Genomic DNA, 15,936 nt, shown 5'->3' with positions numbered 1-15,936 from the left:
AAAACCGATCGCGAAATAGACCAAATGGTTTATGAACTGTATGATTTAACCGAAGATGAAATAAAAATTGCAGAAGAATCGTTATAGCTTTCAAAACAAAAAACCTTCTGCCATGAAAAAAATCATCACAACTGCAATTATCATTTTAGCAACCTTCACAGCTTTCTGTCAGGAAAAAGTAACCCTGCCGTTTGAGTTTCAGCACAAAAACAGCATCCAGTTGGAGTTGTTCGGGCACGGAGCTTTTTATTCCGTTAATTACGAACGCATTCTGTTAAACGGAGAAAATTATAAAACCACTGCCCAGGCAGGCTTTGCGTGGTATCCTCCGTCAACCGATGTGCGGGAATTTTGGATTCCGGTATCTATTAACGAACTGATTTCCTTCAACCGGCACCATATTGAATTTGGGTTGGGAACGGCTTTTACCAATGAAGAAATGCAGCGTTTAACGGGCGAAAACACAAGGGATTGGAGCACTTTTTTAACCGGGCGCGCTGGTTACCGGTACCAAAAACCCAACGGACGTTTTATTTTCAGAATTGGTTTCACCCCAATGTATGAACTGGATGGCAATGAACTTCATCCGTCAGGCGGAGTATCTTTTGGGTATAGTTTTTAAAAAGGTAGGAAAAATTATTTTCTGCACGCAACCATTTGATTTTTAAAAGCATCTTAAAAAAGTAACCAAAAATCGTTGGATGATGAAAAGCAGATTTGTTTTGATTGCTGCAGCATGCCTTTTTTTAATCGTTGGATGCAAAAAAGATGACTTTGACCTGGATAATCCGGATGTCGAAATCTTTGTGAATCAACTAAAAAGTGGCAAATACAATAAATATAAGAAAGGAGACAATGGTGAAAACGTATGGCTTTTGATGCCAAATTTTTCTGAAAATCATATTCAATCGCTAATCAACTTTTCAAAAGACACTACTCACATTGTGGCATTCCCGGTTAATCCACTCTCGTCGCGCCGGCCATTTCCCGAAGGACGGGAATATTTTATTTTGGGTGAGTGTTTGTTGTGGACCGTGGAAGGAATTCGCAATGGCGCCGGATATGGTTCGCTTGACCCTTTTTTAATTGATGCAGCAAAAAATAAAAGTGAACGATACAAGGGGTTAAAAGGAAATGAAATACTTATCGTCAGGGACTTTTATAAAGATTGGTGGGATAATTTCAAAAACAAGGATTGGAAAAATAAAAATCCATTGGAAGGTACTTCTTACCAATGGTTTTAAATATTTCAATTTCAACGCAACCGATTGTATATTAAAAGCATCTTGAAAAAGTAACCGCAAATATTTGGATGATGAAAAAACTGATTTTGTTTTTATTCCCTGTTCTGTTGTTTTCATGCGAAAAGGAACCTGAATTATTTATTCAGAATTCAGATGAATTAATGGGTAGCTGGACAAACCAGTTGGAAAATGATACCATCATGGAATTTACCAGAGCAGATTCCCTGAAAGTTAACGACTACGGGTTTGAGTTTAAATCAAACCAGATTTTTATCGAAAGAAAAAATGCCGGATGGTGCGGAACTCCGCCAATTGCTTACGCCGATTTTGAAGGAACATGGCAGCGGCAGGATTCATTGCTAATTATAACTGTTGATTACTGGGGTGGCACGGCCGACTACAAATGGCAAATCATTTCGGTAGATGAAAACAGTTTGAAGATTTATAAGATGAGCGAAGAATACCACAATGAATTCTGAAAAATCGCAAGAAATAGAAAAACTTGTTCTGCTCGGATTCCTGTTTATGTTTCTTTTTTCCTGTAATAAAAAAGATGATGTTGACGATGGCATTAAACAAGGAAATGGAAAAGTCTGGTTAAGTGGCGGTTTGTGGCACTGTGCCGAACAAATTCACTTCGACAACGGCGATACCTTAGTCGTTTCAATCGATGAAATAATAACCTTTAAAACCGATGACCGTGTAAACGTGAAATACAAAGAACTGGGTATAAATGAGTTTTGTTCGCCATTCATTGATTGCGAAATCATTGAAATTAAAAAAGTTGAATAGATAGATTTTTGAAATTCATAAAATCCAAAATACCATGAAAACCTTTAAAATTTCAGTACTAATAATCTTCTTATTCAGCGCGTTAGGTTGCGATAAAGATGATGTAGTTGATATTAATAATATTGAGGTAGAAAAATACATTGAATTGCTAAAAAAAGGTGAATATAAATTTTTGAAACTTCCACCATTCACCGCTGAAGACATTCCTTTACTTCTGCAATACCGAAATGAAAACCAGATGATAACCAACTTTCCTCATAACATGTTTTCATCGTTGATGATACCGGAATGTAAACTGGGCATGTATGTTTTATGGACAATTGAAGCTATTAGGACAGATGCAATTAAAACTGAACACGTGTTTGGAAATTTTCCATCCCAAAATCTTGTTTTAGGATTGCGCAATTCGGAGGGGTTAGAATTAGTTAACAGTGATGAATCTCATGCAGTTGCAGCCAAAGCCTATTTCGACTGGTGGAACGAAAACAAACACAAAAATTTCGACGAGTTTAAAAATATTGACCCATTAGCCGAAACGGATTACAGGTGGCATTAATTACAACGAAAAAGTATAACCTGAGATGAATCGTTAAAAACAACAAAATAAACTTGCCATGAAAACTTCAAGATACTTCTTCACCCTCTTAATTTTGGCAGGATTATTCACTGCCTGCAACGAAGAAACCATTGAAATACCAAAGGTACTTGACGAAGTGGAATCAACCAGGTATTTTAATGCAGAAATTTTCTCTGAACAGGATTTGAAAATTTACGGCACATGGAAAATATTTGATATTTCCGGCGGATTTCACGGTTTAGGTTATGACCCCGATTTTGATTACCTGGTCATTAAAAAAGTGGAAATCTATGGTTTTGTAAAAGACAACAGCCTGCTGGAATATGGTAAAATAGTGCCTGCTCTCTGGAATCCTAACGATTTACGGTTAAAAGTTGATTTTGAAAAAGATGAACAATCGGGTTCGTTTTTTTCAGACAGGGTAAAGTATGTACATTACACCGGAAACGATACCCTGCATTTAAGTTCTCCGTGTTGCGACAGGTTTAATTACCATTTTGAACGGGTAGAATGAAAATCGTTTAAAAAACAGGGCCGGCAAATTGTATAACTTTTGCCGGCTCTGTTTTTTAATTTTTTCTGAGAATATTTATATAAAAAACTTCAGCACAAATAGCGCTGCCAAAACAACCATAACCACCGAAATATCCTTCAGCTTTCCGGTTAAAAGTTTCAGGAAAACATACGACAACATACCGAAAACAATTCCTTCGGCAATACTGTAAGTAAGCGGCATTACAATAATGGTGATAAATGCCGGAATAGCTTCGGTAAAATCTTCAAAATTGATTTTTTGAATGGGCGACATCATAAAAAAACCTACCAAAACCAGGGCGGCAGCTGTTGCAGCAGCCGGAACCATGGTGAACAGCGGGGCAAAAAACAACGCTACCAAAAACAAACCTGCAGTGGTGAGGGATGTTAATCCGGTTTTTCCACCTTCGGCCACACCCGATGCACTTTCAACATAAGTGGTAACCGTACTTGTTCCCAGCATGGCGCCAACTGTGGTACCGATTGAATCGGCAAACAGCGCCTGTTTTGCACGCGGCACTTTCCCGTCTTTGGTTAACATTCCGGCTTTATCCGAAACACCCACCAGCGTACCAACCGTATCAAACATATCCACAAAAAGGAAGGTGAACAACACAATCACCATATCGAGCGTAAAAATTTCAGCGAATTCAAATTTGAAAAAAATGGGAGAAAGCGATGGCGGTGCACCAACCAAATGACCTTCGGGCATTTGGGTAACGCCAAGAGGCAATCCGGCAATAGTTGCAGTAAAAATTCCAATAAGTAAAGCGCCTTTTACTTTTAAAGCCAGTAAAACAGCAGTTAAAACAATTCCACCCATTGCTATCAGCACAGCCGGAGAACCCATATCTCCCAGGCCAACAAGGGTAGCATCGTTGTTTACAATTACGCCTGCATTTTGTAAACCAATAAAAGCGATGAACAAACCAATACCGGCAGAAACGGCGTGTTTTACTGAAAGTGGAATGGCATTTATAATGAGTTCGCGAATATTAAAAGCAGTAAGCAAGAGGAAAATAATTCCTTCAAGAAAAACTGCAGTTAAAGCAAATTGCCAGGAGTGACCCATTCCAAGCACTACGGTAAATGCAAAAAAAGCGTTGAGACCCATTCCCGGTGCCAGGGCAAACGGTAATTTTGCCACCAGCGCCATCACAATGGTTGCCACCATGGCCGAAAGCGCAGTTGCAGTAAACAACGCATTCTTATCCATGCCTGTGGCACTCAAAATATCAGGGTTCACTGCAAGAATGTAGGCCATCGTCATAAACGTGGTTATCCCTGCCAAAATTTCGGTTCTAACCGTTGTTTTGTTTTCTTTTAGTTTGAAATATTTTTCGAACATAACTCAGGTTTTTTTAGAAGGTATATTTTACACCCAAAGTTGGCATTACCTTAAATTCATCAGCCACAAAGTTGTTGCTTAATTCAATTTCGGTTCCCAATGCTAAATTTTTAGTAGCGTTAAACCACAGTTGCGGTTCTGAAAGGAAGCGGTAATCTGTTCCCCAAAACATTTCTTCTTTCCAGAAATCGGCAAATCCTGTGAATGTCAATTTGCCTTCCAGCATTTGGATGGTCCAGACTGCAGTTAACTGGAACGAGGCATCCTCTTTGTTTTTTATGCGTTTGTAGTTGGCCTGCAGGGTTAATATTTTAGAAAAATCGCCTGAGGCAAATGTTCTTTCCACACCGGCCAGCAAACAGTTTTCTATTGGAATAAACGGAGTTTCATCTCCATCCAATTTAAAAACGCCGCCATTGTATTCAACCCGGGGCTGAAACTTCTGGTTTTCATTCCATTTAAAACTCCGGGCAATTTCCCAATAAGCCAGCGAAACTCCGTTATCGATATTACGGGTATCGGAACTGTAATCCATATCGATAAAGAAAAAGGTGCTTCCCCAACTGTCGGGCCTGAACATTTCAACCGTTGTGGTAAAAAAGTTTCTTCCTTCACCCAGGTCGTAATGAAGCTGAACATTTTGTGATTTGGCTGTAAAAAGAGCTGTAACAAAAACTAAGGACAGTAGAACTCGTTTCATATTATTTGGTTTTTAGAATTTTTAATGGCGGCAAAAATAGAAAACTTATTTAAAAATAAACCCCGGCAAATTCTTTTGCCGGGGCTATTTTTTCATCGGGAAGATAAAAAAATATGGGTCATCTATTAAGATGTTGTAAAGTTATGAAAGTTGGCCTCAATTTCCAAATAATTTTTTTACAAAAATTCCCTTAAAGCATCGTATAAATAAGCATTAAATTTGTGCAGTTGTTTAAAGGAATTTACTGCAATTTCAATAAAATCTCCATTCGTAATTTCTATGTCAGAAACTGGTGCTGAAAATACAAACGACTTGTAACGCAACAGGTGAATAAATTCATGATCTTTAGGAAAACCTTTTGGCGCAGTTTTCAATTGATGATCGTACATTTCGGAAAATACCGATTTGAATTCAGACTGGTTAATGATTTCTATAAATTCTTCAGGGAAACGCGAAATGTATTCTCTGATTGATTTTAGCGGCCCGGCATCGGGCATATAAACTCCTCCGCCCACAAAACTTTCTCCGGGTTCAATATGAAAATAATACCCCGGCAACTGGCTTTTCCGGCCTTCTTTCGAAATAAAACTGCCAAAATTGGTTTTATACGGGCGTTTATCATTCGAAAACCGAACATCGCGAAAAATCCGAAACATACAATCTTTGGCGTTTAAAACAGGAATTTCCTTATCAAATTTTCTGATTTCGTTTACTAAAACATCGGTAACAAACAAAACCTTTTCCCTGCTTTCCTGGTACCTGTCCCGGTTGGCATCGAACCATTCGCGTGTGTTATTTTCTGAAAGCTCCCGAAGAAATTGCAATACTTTTTCCATTGTTTTTTAAATTGCGTTACTTTTATGCCAAGGTAATTCTTTTTTATGAGAAAATTTGCATTGATTGTGGCTGGGGGAAGTGGCAACCGGATGAATTCACCTGTTCCGAAACAGTTTATTGAATTGAACGGAATGCCGCTTTTAATGCATACATTCCAGGCTTTTTTCAAGGCCGATGCAAATTTTGAATTCGTTCTGGTTCTGCCCGAAAAGGAGATTGGCACATGGGAAAACCTTTGCGAAAAGTACAATTTCAACATAAAACATTTGGTGGTAAAAGGTGGCAAAACCAGGTTTCATTCGGTTAAAAACGGGTTGGCACAAATTAACCAGGATGGAATTGTGTTTATTCACGATGGCGTGCGCCCGCTGGTTTCGGCCCAAACCATTGAAAACTGCTTTCAAACAGCGCTGAGGAAGGGCAATGCTTTGCCTGTAATTGCACCATCGGAATCTGTTCGTGAAGTTTTTAACGGCCAAAACAAGGCAGTTGACCGCAACCGGTTTTTCCTGGTTCAAACGCCGCAAACTTTTCGTATTCAACTTATTCAAAATGCTTTTAACCAAGAGTATTTGCCGGAATTTACCGACGATGCTTCAGTTCTGGAAAACACCGGAACACAAATACACCTGGTGGAAGGCAACCGTGAAAACATTAAAATTACTTTTCCTGAAGATTTGGTTATAGCCAAAACTTTACTTCCAAAACACAACGAATAAGCCGGTTCTGTTATTTACCGGTGAAAATCTTATAACTTATCTTTTGCTATCGGGACTTTACCTTTGATAATTTTACATTTATTAAGCTTATTTCGCTGTTTGCCGATTAACTGTATAATTTTTTTCCCTGACAATTTAGTTTTGTTTCACATTTAGTAATCAAAAAAATAGTCTGAGTGTTATTGTAATTATTAAAAGACAATTAACACTTTTATAATGACACATTTTTTTGAGATATTGAATTGACAAAACAGAAAACAATTAAACAGAATTCAGATGACTTACAGATTGAAACAGCAAATCTGGCTGCTTATTTTGGTATTTGCAACAACAGGTGCATTAGCCCAAAACCACATTTTTTCGCTGGAAGAAGCACGGCAATTTGCTATGGAAAACTCCTATGTTTTAAAAAATACACGCAGCGACATTACTTTAGCGCAGAAAGAAGTTTGGAAAACTGTAACAATCGGGCTGCCCCAGGTTTCAGGAACGGCCAACTACAATAAATTTCTCGATTTGCCGGTTTCGCTAATTCCCGGCGAGTTTTTCGGAGAAGACGCAGGCACATACATTCCGGTTAAATTTGGACAGGATTACAGCTCCGATTTCGGGATTACCGTTTCGCAACTCATATTCGACGGCTCATATATTGTTGGCGTGAATTCCACAAAAATTTACCTTAACCTGGCCAAACATGCCCACGAGAAAACCGAAGTAGAAATTCGCGACGCCGTTACCCAGGCTTATTATATGGTATTAATAGGGCAGCAAAACCAAAAAGTAATGGAAGATAACCTGGAAAACGTGAAAAAACTTTTTTTTGAAACCAAAGCATATTACGATAATGGGTTTCGCGAGGAAATGGATGTTGACCAGATGCGGATTCTGGTTAAAAATGCCGAAAATGAAATTTTAAAAGCAGAACGTGAAATTGCCATTGCCAAAGTGGTTTTAAAATATGCCATGGGCTTTCAAATGGATGCTGATATTGAATTAAGCGATAATCTGGATAAATTTCTTCAGCCGCTGACCAGTTCAGGAACATCAAGCAGCTTCGATATTTCAAACCACATTGATTACCGGCTGGCAACCAACAACTTTCAGGTTTCTGAAAAATTGCTTAAGCTGGAAAAAGTGGCCTTCCTCCCCAGTTTGAGCGGATTTTACAGCTATTCAAAAACGGCATACGGCAACCATGCAAACCTGTTCAAATCAAGTGTTTCATGGTTTCCGTCTTCGCTGGTGGGGCTTCAGCTTTCCATTCCGGTTTTTAATTCGGGCCAAAAAGTGTTTAAAGTTCAGCAAGCTAAAATTGATTTGGAAAAAGCAGCCAACAACAGAATGCTTGCAGAAACAACCCTGCAGAAAGACTACCTCACGGCTGTTGCCGAAATGGAATCAGCCATTGAAAAATACGATAATGATTTGGAAAACCGACAGTTGGCAGAAAAGATTCTGGAAAAATCGAAAATTAAATTCAACAATGGGTTAACCAGCAGCACAGAACTGTCGCAACTGGAAACCCAATACCTGCAAACTTACGGTTCATACGTGGGTTCGGTTATGCAGCTTTTGCAGGCCGACTTAAAACTAAAAAAAGCGATGGGAGAATTATAAACAATTCAGAAACAGAAAAATATGAAACGAATTACAACACTTATCGCCGCTGCAATATTTTTGGCATCATGCAGCAGCACACCGGTTAGCGACGAAGAAAGCAAACGCAGTGAGTTGCAAAATTACAAACAACAGCTTTCCGAACTTCAGGCAAAAATTACTGTACTGGAAAACGATTTGGCCGATACCAAACGAGATGAAAGGGTGAAAATTTCAGTAACCGAACTTGAAAATCAACGCTTTGAACATTTTATAGAGGTTACAGGAAAAGTTGAAGCCGATCTTGATGTGGATGTTAGCCCGGAATCGGCAGGCGTAATTGAATCCGTTCTGGTAACAGAAGGGCAGCAGGTTTCAAAAGGACAGGTTTTGGGCAGGCTCAATACCGATGCGCTTGCACGGAGCCTGGATGAAATGAAAATTCAACTGGAACTGGCAGAAACCAATTTTCAGCGCCAAAAAAACCTTTGGGACCAGAATATTGGTTCGGAAATGCAATTCCTTCAGGCAAAAACAAATATGGAAAGCCTGGAAAAAAGAATTGACGGGCTGGCTGCGCAAATCAGAATGTCGGAAATAAAATCGCCGATTGATGGAGTGATTGACATTGTTTTTCAGAAAAAAGGGGAAATGGGAAGTCCCCAAATTCCATTTGCAAAAGTTCTCAACATCGGAACAGTAAAAATTTATGCTGATGTTTCTGAATCGTATCTTACCAAAGTTTCGCAGGGCGACTCGGTAAAAATAACTTTTCCGGCACTTAGCCGCGAAATGAGTGCGCCAATCCGCCGTATTGGAAACACCATCGACCCCAACAACCGCACATTCAGAATCCGGATTGATTTAAATAATCCTGACCGGATGATAAAACCCAACCTGATTTCCGTTATACGGATTCGTGATTATGTGGCAAATGATGCCATTGTTGTTCCGTCGCTTTATATTAAAGAAGATTTTAGGGGAAAATACACCTTTATTGTTGAAAACGGGCAGGAAACACCAAAAGCCAGGAAGGTTTATTTAGAAACCGGAATGACCAATAATAACCGGACCGAAGTGGTTGACGGACTTATGGCCGGAATGCAGATTATTTCGGAAGGGTACAGCCAGGTAGCTGACGGAACTCCTGTTGTATTTTAATTCAGCAACATTTTAAATCAGTTTTCAACATGGTAAAGGAAAAAGAACCCAACCTGCAGCATATTCACCGAAAGTTTAAACCTACTTATCTTTCGTTGAAAAACAAAACTACGGTCTATATAATATCCGGGCTACTCGTATTTTTCGGCATTTTTTCGTACAACCAAATGCCCCGCGAATTAATGCCCGAAGTAGTTGTGCCTTACATTTTTGTTCAAACCATTTACCCGGGTAATTCGCCGGTTGAAATAGAAAACCTGATTACACGCCCCATTGAAAAGGAGCTGAAAGGAATGCAGGGCATTAAAAAGGTTTCTTCGGCATCGTACCAGGATGTGAGCACTGTGGTGGTTGAATTCAATACAAATATTGAAACCCAGCAAGCTTTGCAAGACACCAAAGACCGGGTGGATAAATCGAAGTCGGAACTGCCCGACGATTTGCAAAACGATCCGCTGGTTCTCGATATTAACTTTTCAGAGTTTCCCATAATGAATGTAAATCTCTCGGGTGATTTCAGCATGCGCGATCTGAAACGGTATGCCGAAATTCTGCAAGATGAGTTTGAAGGGTTGCGGGAAATTTCGGAAGTGAACATACGTGGAGTGGAAGAAAGGGAAATTCAAATTAACGTGGACCCTTACAAGCTTGATGCAGTAGGACTTACCTTCGATGATATTGCACTTGCCGTTCAGTTTGAAAATATTACAATTGGAGCCGGAGAATTCACAGCCGATGCCACCCGCAGGATAATCCGCACCGTAGCCGATTTTAAAAATGTTGACCAGATTGCCAACACCATCATTAAAGTGAATATGGGCAAACCGGTTTACATCAGGGATGTGGCAACAGTGATTGACGGATACAAAGAACAATCGACCATTGCCCGCCTGAACGACAAACCGGTTGTTACCCTTTCAGTTACAAAAAAAGCCGGAGAAAATATTCTGGAGGCTTCGGAAAAAGTAAAACGTGTTATAGAGGAGCAAAAAGAGAAAGGATACCTTCCTCCCAACCTCGAAGTAGTTACCACAGATGACCTCTCTTTCTACATTCGCGACGAAATCCAAAACCTTGAAAACAGTATTATTCTGGGAATGATTCTGGTCGTTTTTGTACTGTTCATGTTTTTGGGATTCAGAAATGCACTTTTTGCAGGATTGGCCATCCCCATGTCCATGTTCCTTTCCTTTATTATTTTGCAACAATCCGGAGTTACCCTCAACAACATGGTACTGTACTCGCTTATTCTGGCGCTGGGGATGCTTGTGGATAACGCCATTGTTGTGGTGGAGAATGTTTACCGGCTACTCAATTCCGGATACTCTCTGATGGGTGCCACAAAAAAAGGAGTAAGTGAAATTGCTTATCCCATCATCACTTCAACTTTAACTACACTGGCTGCATTTTTTCCACTCCTTATATGGGAAGGAATTGTTGGGCAGTTTATGAGTGTGTTGCCCAAAACCCTTATTGTGGTGCTGGCCTCATCGCTGTTTGTAGCGTTAATTTTAAATCCGGCATTTGTTTCTTCATTTATGAAAATAGATGATATTAATGCTCGGTTAAACTGGAAAAAACAACTTAAAAACGCTGCAATTTTTGCCGTAGTTGCGGTGTTGTTTTACATAGCAAAAATCTGGCTGCTTGGAAACCTTGCCATTACCGTAACGCTGTTTTTAGTTCTTAACCTGATTGTACTAAGGCCTTTGGCCCGGTGGTTTCAAACCAAATTTTTGGTATGGCTCGAAAATATTTACACCCGCCAGTTGCGGCACGCACTTACCGGTTACTGGCCGCTGGCATACTTTGGCGGGACTGTTTTCCTGCTAATCTTCTCCATGTTTTTCTATTTTGCGGGAAATCCCAAAGTGGTTTTTTTCCCCGATACCGATCCGCAAACCATTTTTGTAACGATGGAACTTCCTTTGGGAACTTCGCTTGCAAAAACAGATGAAGTTTCCGACGAAGTGGAGAAAATCATCCAGGAAACTCTGCAGCCGGTTAACCACATCGTTAAATCGGTAACCACAAATGTTGGTGTTGGAAAAGGCGGTGTATTCGAAAATGATGCAAGTCCAAACAAATCATTAACATCCATATCTTTCCTTGAGTATAAATTCAGGGAAGGAATAAGCACGGCTAAAATTATGCAACAAATTACCGAAAATCTGAAAGGTTTTGTGGGCGCTAAAATTTATGTGGAAAAAGATGAAAACGGGCCACCAACAGGACCTCCGGTAAATATCGATATTTCGGGAGACGAGTTTGATCAACTGGTGCTTATTTCTGATGATTTTGTAAGATTGATTGCCGATGATAATATTCCCGGAATAGATGAACTGAAACTGAATATAAATGTAAACCAACCGGAAATGCTGGTGCAGGTTAACCGTGAAAAAGCCAGGCTTTTCGAACTTTCGACCCAGCAAATTGCAATGGCCCTGCGAAATGCACTGTATGGTTACGAAGCCGGCAAATTTAAGGACGGCGAGGAAGAATACGATATTTTTATACGGCTTGACGAAACGTATCGCAACGATGTTTCAACCCTGATGAATCAAAAAGTAACAGTGGAAGGAAACACCATTCCCATTTCTGCTGTTGCCGGTTATGAATATTCTTCAACCTACGATAAAATCAGCCGGATTGACCATAAGCGCACAATTACCATAACTTCCAACGTGGTGGAAGGATACAATCCCAACCAGATTAATCAGCGCATCCGTCAATTACTTGCAAATTACGAAATGCCTGATGGATATACTTATGCTTTTACAGGAGAACAACAGGAGCAGGAAGAAAGCAGTGAATTTTTGTTTTTTGCCTTATTGGTTTCTGTTGCCTTAATTATGATTATTCTGGTAACTCAGTTCAATTCATTAATAAGGCCATTGATTATTGTGGCAACGGTGCTTTTCAGTACCATTGGGGTGTTTTTGGGTCTGGGAATTTTCAATATGGAATTTGTAATTATAATGACCGGAGTGGGTATTATATCCCTGGCTGGTATTGTTGTGAATAATGGCATTGTACTTATCGATTATATTGATTTGGTAAGGCAACGCAAACGGGAAGAGCTGGGTTTGTCCGAAGATGCTTTCCTCCCGCAAAAAATGCAGCGCGAAGCACTTGTTGAAGCCGGAAAAACCCGTTTACGACCTGTGCTTCTTACAGCAATTACCACAGTATTGGGACTTGTTCCTTTGGCTGTTGGCCTCAATTTCAACTTTTTCACCCTTTACTCCCGCTTCGACCCGCAAATATCAATTGGCGGCGAAAGTGTTGCATTCTGGGGCCCCATGTCGTGGACGGTAATTTTCGGGCTGACTTTTGCCACATTCCTTACCTTGCTGATAATTCCGGTAATGTACATGCTTACCATTCGCATAAACTACCGGATAAAAAAATGGACAGGGAATTTACCCAAATAGAGAAAAAACGAACGGGGCTTTGAATGCAGCCCCGTTCATTTTTTATACCAGTGAATCTCCTTTTTGAATTCTCACATCGGTAACAAACTGCTTAATCTGCTGCTCGTCTTCTTTGCGGCAAATCATCAGTGTATCATTCGATTCTGCAACAATATAACTATTTAATCCCTGTAAAACAGCTACTTTTTCATCACTCAGATTTACAATACAATTAGTGGTATCGTATATCAAAACATTTTCCCCATGAATAACATTTCCATCAGAATCTTTTTGCTTGTTTTCGTAAAGCGAACCCCAGGTTCCCAGGTCACTCCAGCCAAAATCGGCAGTTAAAACATAAACATTTTTTGCTTTTTCCATCACACCGTAATCAATGGAAATACCCTGACATTCAGAATATGTTTTGTTTATAAAATGTACCTCATCTTCAGTATTGTAAAGCTTCAGCCCTTTGGCAAACAACGCCGACACGTCGCTCAGGTATTTATCGAATGCAGAAAGAATGGATGGCAACGACCAGAGAAAAATTCCTGAATTCCAGAAAAATTCACCACTTTCCAGAAAAATTTTTGCCATATCGAGATTTGGCTTTTCTGTAAAGGTTTTCACCTCAAACAAATTGTCGAGTTGGTTAAAACTTACCTTCTCTTTTACCTGAATGTACCCGTAACCGGTTTCGGGCCGGCTGGGTTTTATGCCTAAAGTAAGCAAGGCATCATGTGTTTTAATGAAATCAAGTCCGTGTTTTATCTGACGTACAAACTCTTCCTCTTTAATAATCAAATGATCAGAGGGTGCAACAATAATATTTGCCTTAGGATTTTGAATTTTAATTTTATACGATGCGTAGGCAACGCAAGGAGCTGTATTCCGGCGCAAAGGTTCAAGCAACACCTGATCTTTTTTTAATTCAGGCAGTTGTTCCATAACCAAATCTTTGTACCGGACACTGGTAACAACCAAAATATTTTCAACCGGAACAAAAGTTGAAAACCGGTCAAATGTTTGTTGAATAAGGGTTCGCCCTGTTCCAAGAATATCGAGAAATTGTTTTGGTTTGGCCTGGCGGCTTAATGGCCAGAACCGGCTTCCAACGCCTCCGGCCATAATAACACAGTAATTATTTTCCATAATCTTCAATTTTCTAATATGTGCAAAATTAAAATTTTAACCTGAACCAGAATAAAATACAAGTTATTTATACCTATAAAGCATCCAATAAAAGAATTAAGTTTTGTTTCAGTTATTAATGTTGTAAATTTATGCCAATTCTTTTTACGGGGTTAAAACCGAAAAGTGAATCAAAAAATAGATTAAAATGAAATTCTTTTTTCATGTAGGAAAATACTTTAAGTTGCTTGCCAGGGTATTTGGTCGGCCCGAAAAACATAAAATGTATATCAGGCAACTGTTTCATGAAATTGATAGTTTGGGTGTGAATTCAGTTTGGATTGTCATTATCATTTCCATTTTTATTGGTGGAATTATGACCATTCAGTTTGCCTACAGCATGGCAAATCCAATTTATCCGCATACTCTTGTTGGGTTGGGAACCCGCGACACATTAATTCTTGAATTTTCATCTACCATGCTGGCTCTTATTATGGCAGGGAAAATTGGTTCTAACATCACTTCCGAAATTGGAACCATGCGCGTAACCGAACAAATTGATTCACTTGAAATTATGGGTGTAAATTCAGCCAGTTACCTGATTCTTCCGAAAATTTTGGCGGTAGTTTTTGTTTTCCCGTTTTTGTTCATTATCAGTGTGTTTTTTGGACTGCTGGGCGGGTTGGTAACAGGCCCCATTGCCGGTGTTATTACCATTCCGCATTATATTGATGGCATTCAGTGGCTTTTTTACCCCTACTATGTAACTTTTTCGTTGATAAAATCGGTTGTTTTCGGTTTTATTGTAGCCTCAGTTCCGGCTTATTACGGCTATTACGTTCAGGGAGGCGCCCTGGAAGTGGGTACAGCCAGCACAAAAGCGGTTGTGAATACAAACATTCTTATTTTGCTGTTCGACTTAATATTAACCCGTTTATTACTAACATGATAGAGGTAAAAAATATTTACAAATCATTTGAAGAAATTACCGTTCTGACAAACGTTTCAACCCGGTTCGAACCGGGCATGACGAACCTGATAATTGGAAGGAGTGGCTCAGGAAAAACGGTTTTACTAAAATCAATTTTGGGTTTATATGAAATTGATAAGGGAGAAATTTGGTACGACGACAGAAATTTGGTTGAAATGCCGGAAAAAGAACGAAAATTGATGCGGCGCGAAGTAGGAATGGTTTTTCAGGGAGGCGCTCTTTTCGACAGCCTTTCGGTAGCTGCCAATGTAAAATTTCCATTAGATATGTTCACGTCCATGTCGTCAAAAGAAAAACAAAAAAGGGTGGAATTTTGTCTCGACCATGTAAACATTGAAACTCCTGCATTTAAACTTTTCCCCAGCGAAATAAGCGGTGGAATGCAAAAAAGAGTGGCCATTGCACGCGCCATTTCCCTGAATCCGAAGTACTTGTTTTGCGATGAACCCAACTCTGGTCTCGACCCGGAAACCGCTACGGTAATTGATAAACTTATTCAAAGTTTGACCAAAGAATTCAACATGACCACCATTATCAACACTCACGACATGAATTCTGTTATTGAAATTGGTGAATCGGTGCTTTTCATTTCAAAAGGAGAAGTTTGCTGGCAAGGTTCAAACAAAGATATTTTACACACGAAAAATGAGAAACTAAACGATTTTATTTTTGCCAACAAATTGTATGCTCAAATGCGGAAAGAGGAAAATGAGTCAAATTTTGGGCAGAAAATATAAACTCATTTCTAAAAACCAGCCAAAGATTTTAAAAAAGGATATTTCTTTTCAGCACAATTGTATTATTTTTGCACCCGAAAATTGTCCTGTGGTGTAATTGGCAACACGTCTGACTCTGGATCAGAAGAGTCCAGGTTCGAGCCCTGGCAGGACAAC

16 protein-coding genes and 1 tRNA gene are annotated in these 15,936 nt (G+C 39.5%); 13 read left to right on the top strand and 4 right to left on the bottom strand.

Annotation, left to right across the window (positions count from 1 at the left end):
* The first annotated feature begins 112 nt into the window (after positions 1-112).
* From ACESMA_RS08760 to ACESMA_RS08735, 6 genes are all read left to right on the top strand, one after another.
* Positions 113-622: a hypothetical protein gene (locus tag ACESMA_RS08760; RefSeq protein ID WP_372948419.1), complete on the top strand. Its 510-nt coding sequence runs from the start codon at positions 113-115 to the stop codon at positions 620-622.
* Positions 623-704: 82 nt separating this feature from the next.
* Entirely contained in the window at positions 705-1,244 is a 540-nt protein-coding gene (locus ACESMA_RS08755; protein ID WP_372948418.1) for a DUF4943 family protein, read from the top strand.
* A 71-nt stretch (positions 1,245-1,315) separates the two neighbouring features.
* Positions 1,316-1,723 carry a hypothetical protein gene (locus ACESMA_RS08750; protein ID WP_372948417.1) on the top strand — a complete coding sequence of 136 codons (408 nt, stop codon included), beginning with the start codon at positions 1,316-1,318 and terminating at the stop codon, positions 1,721-1,723.
* Positions 1,713-2,036, top strand: a complete 324-nt coding sequence (locus ACESMA_RS08745) for a hypothetical protein (RefSeq protein WP_372948416.1) — start codon at positions 1,713-1,715, stop codon at positions 2,034-2,036. The genes ACESMA_RS08750 and ACESMA_RS08745 overlap by 11 nt, the downstream gene beginning before the upstream one ends.
* 34 nt (positions 2,037-2,070) lie before the next feature.
* Complete coding sequence (locus ACESMA_RS08740; protein ID WP_372948415.1) at positions 2,071-2,592, top strand: DUF4943 family protein; 522 nt, start codon at positions 2,071-2,073, stop codon at positions 2,590-2,592.
* A gap of 58 nt (positions 2,593-2,650) precedes the next feature.
* Positions 2,651-3,127, top strand: a complete 477-nt coding sequence (locus ACESMA_RS08735) for a hypothetical protein (RefSeq protein WP_372948414.1) — start codon at positions 2,651-2,653, stop codon at positions 3,125-3,127.
* A gap of 75 nt (positions 3,128-3,202) precedes the next feature.
* On the opposite strand, the gene ACESMA_RS08730 is transcribed toward ACESMA_RS08735, so the two are convergent.
* The 3 genes from ACESMA_RS08730 to ACESMA_RS08720 form a co-directional block, all read right to left on the bottom strand.
* Complete coding sequence (locus ACESMA_RS08730) at positions 3,203-4,495, bottom strand: NCS2 family permease (RefSeq protein ID WP_372948413.1); 1,293 nt, start codon at positions 4,493-4,495, stop codon at positions 3,203-3,205.
* 13 nt (positions 4,496-4,508) lie between these two features.
* Entirely contained in the window at positions 4,509-5,195 is a 687-nt protein-coding gene (locus ACESMA_RS08725) for a DUF5020 family protein (protein WP_372948412.1), read from the bottom strand.
* A gap of 176 nt (positions 5,196-5,371) precedes the next feature.
* On the bottom strand, positions 5,372-6,031 hold the full coding sequence (locus tag ACESMA_RS08720) for a DUF2461 domain-containing protein (RefSeq protein WP_372948411.1): 660 nt from the start codon (positions 6,029-6,031) through the stop codon (positions 5,372-5,374).
* A gap of 45 nt (positions 6,032-6,076) precedes the next feature.
* Here ACESMA_RS08720 and ACESMA_RS08715 point away from each other — a divergent pair, with 45 nt between their 5' ends.
* The 4 genes from ACESMA_RS08715 to ACESMA_RS08700 all read left to right on the top strand — a co-directional run bounded on the left by ACESMA_RS08715 (position 6,077) and on the right by ACESMA_RS08700 (position 12,942).
* Positions 6,077-6,751 carry a 2-C-methyl-D-erythritol 4-phosphate cytidylyltransferase gene (locus ACESMA_RS08715; RefSeq protein WP_372948410.1) on the top strand — a complete coding sequence of 225 codons (675 nt, stop codon included), beginning with the start codon at positions 6,077-6,079 and terminating at the stop codon, positions 6,749-6,751.
* A 276-nt stretch (positions 6,752-7,027) separates the two neighbouring features.
* Entirely contained in the window at positions 7,028-8,368 is a 1,341-nt protein-coding gene (locus ACESMA_RS08710; protein ID WP_372948409.1) for a TolC family protein, read from the top strand.
* A gap of 21 nt (positions 8,369-8,389) precedes the next feature.
* On the top strand, positions 8,390-9,508 hold the full coding sequence (locus tag ACESMA_RS08705; protein ID WP_372948408.1) for an efflux RND transporter periplasmic adaptor subunit: 1,119 nt from the start codon (positions 8,390-8,392) through the stop codon (positions 9,506-9,508).
* Positions 9,509-9,537: 29 nt separating this feature from the next.
* Positions 9,538-12,942: an efflux RND transporter permease subunit gene (locus tag ACESMA_RS08700; RefSeq protein WP_372948407.1), complete on the top strand. Its 3,405-nt coding sequence runs from the start codon at positions 9,538-9,540 to the stop codon at positions 12,940-12,942.
* Between the two features lie 42 nt (positions 12,943-12,984).
* Here ACESMA_RS08700 and ACESMA_RS08695 read toward each other — a convergent pair whose 3' ends face one another.
* Positions 12,985-14,073: a mannose-1-phosphate guanylyltransferase gene (locus tag ACESMA_RS08695; RefSeq protein ID WP_372948406.1), complete on the bottom strand. Its 1,089-nt coding sequence runs from the start codon at positions 14,071-14,073 to the stop codon at positions 12,985-12,987.
* A 187-nt stretch (positions 14,074-14,260) separates the two neighbouring features.
* Here ACESMA_RS08695 and ACESMA_RS08690 point away from each other — a divergent pair, with 187 nt between their 5' ends.
* The 3 genes from ACESMA_RS08690 (at position 14,261) to ACESMA_RS08680 (ending at position 15,935) form a co-directional block, all read left to right on the top strand.
* A complete protein-coding gene (locus ACESMA_RS08690) occupies positions 14,261-15,001 on the top strand; it encodes an MlaE family ABC transporter permease (RefSeq protein ID WP_372948405.1) in 741 nt (246 codons plus the stop codon).
* On the top strand, positions 14,998-15,780 hold the full coding sequence (locus ACESMA_RS08685) for an ABC transporter ATP-binding protein (RefSeq protein ID WP_372948404.1): 783 nt from the start codon (positions 14,998-15,000) through the stop codon (positions 15,778-15,780). The genes ACESMA_RS08690 and ACESMA_RS08685 overlap by 4 nt, the downstream gene beginning before the upstream one ends.
* 82 nt (positions 15,781-15,862) lie before the next feature.
* Positions 15,863-15,935, top strand: a tRNA-Gln gene (locus ACESMA_RS08680).
* The last annotated feature ends 1 nt before the right edge of the window (position 15,936 follow it).

This window comes from Mariniphaga sp. (assembly GCF_041687215.1).
GTDB lineage: Bacteria > Bacteroidota > Bacteroidia > Bacteroidales > Prolixibacteraceae > Mariniphaga.
This window is presented reverse-complemented; position numbering and strand designations above follow the sequence as displayed.

Excerpts from the sequence above, each read along its gene's own strand:
- ACESMA_RS08725 (WP_372948412.1), bottom strand. The coding sequence starts at position 5,195 with ATGAAACGAGTTCTACTGTCCTTAGTTTTTGTTACAGCTCTTTTTACA.
- ACESMA_RS08730 (WP_372948413.1), bottom strand. The coding sequence starts at position 4,495 with ATGTTCGAAAAATATTTCAAACTAAAAGAAAACAAAACAACGGTTAGA.
- ACESMA_RS08760 (WP_372948419.1), top strand. The coding sequence starts at position 113 with ATGAAAAAAATCATCACAACTGCAATTATCATTTTAGCAACCTTCACA.
- ACESMA_RS08735 (WP_372948414.1), top strand. The coding sequence starts at position 2,651 with ATGAAAACTTCAAGATACTTCTTCACCCTCTTAATTTTGGCAGGATTA.
- ACESMA_RS08705 (WP_372948408.1), top strand. The coding sequence starts at position 8,390 with ATGAAACGAATTACAACACTTATCGCCGCTGCAATATTTTTGGCATCA.
- ACESMA_RS08695 (WP_372948406.1), bottom strand. The coding sequence starts at position 14,073 with ATGGAAAATAATTACTGTGTTATTATGGCCGGAGGCGTTGGAAGCCGG.
- ACESMA_RS08685 (WP_372948404.1), top strand. The coding sequence starts at position 14,998 with ATGATAGAGGTAAAAAATATTTACAAATCATTTGAAGAAATTACCGTT.
- ACESMA_RS08690 (WP_372948405.1), top strand. The coding sequence starts at position 14,261 with ATGAAATTCTTTTTTCATGTAGGAAAATACTTTAAGTTGCTTGCCAGG.
- ACESMA_RS08710 (WP_372948409.1), top strand. The coding sequence starts at position 7,028 with ATGACTTACAGATTGAAACAGCAAATCTGGCTGCTTATTTTGGTATTT.
- ACESMA_RS08740 (WP_372948415.1), top strand. The coding sequence starts at position 2,071 with ATGAAAACCTTTAAAATTTCAGTACTAATAATCTTCTTATTCAGCGCG.
- ACESMA_RS08720 (WP_372948411.1), bottom strand. The coding sequence starts at position 6,031 with ATGGAAAAAGTATTGCAATTTCTTCGGGAGCTTTCAGAAAATAACACA.
- ACESMA_RS08750 (WP_372948417.1), top strand. The coding sequence starts at position 1,316 with ATGAAAAAACTGATTTTGTTTTTATTCCCTGTTCTGTTGTTTTCATGC.
- ACESMA_RS08715 (WP_372948410.1), top strand. The coding sequence starts at position 6,077 with ATGAGAAAATTTGCATTGATTGTGGCTGGGGGAAGTGGCAACCGGATG.
- ACESMA_RS08745 (WP_372948416.1), top strand. The coding sequence starts at position 1,713 with ATGAATTCTGAAAAATCGCAAGAAATAGAAAAACTTGTTCTGCTCGGA.
- ACESMA_RS08755 (WP_372948418.1), top strand. The coding sequence starts at position 705 with ATGAAAAGCAGATTTGTTTTGATTGCTGCAGCATGCCTTTTTTTAATC.
- ACESMA_RS08700 (WP_372948407.1), top strand. The coding sequence starts at position 9,538 with ATGGTAAAGGAAAAAGAACCCAACCTGCAGCATATTCACCGAAAGTTT.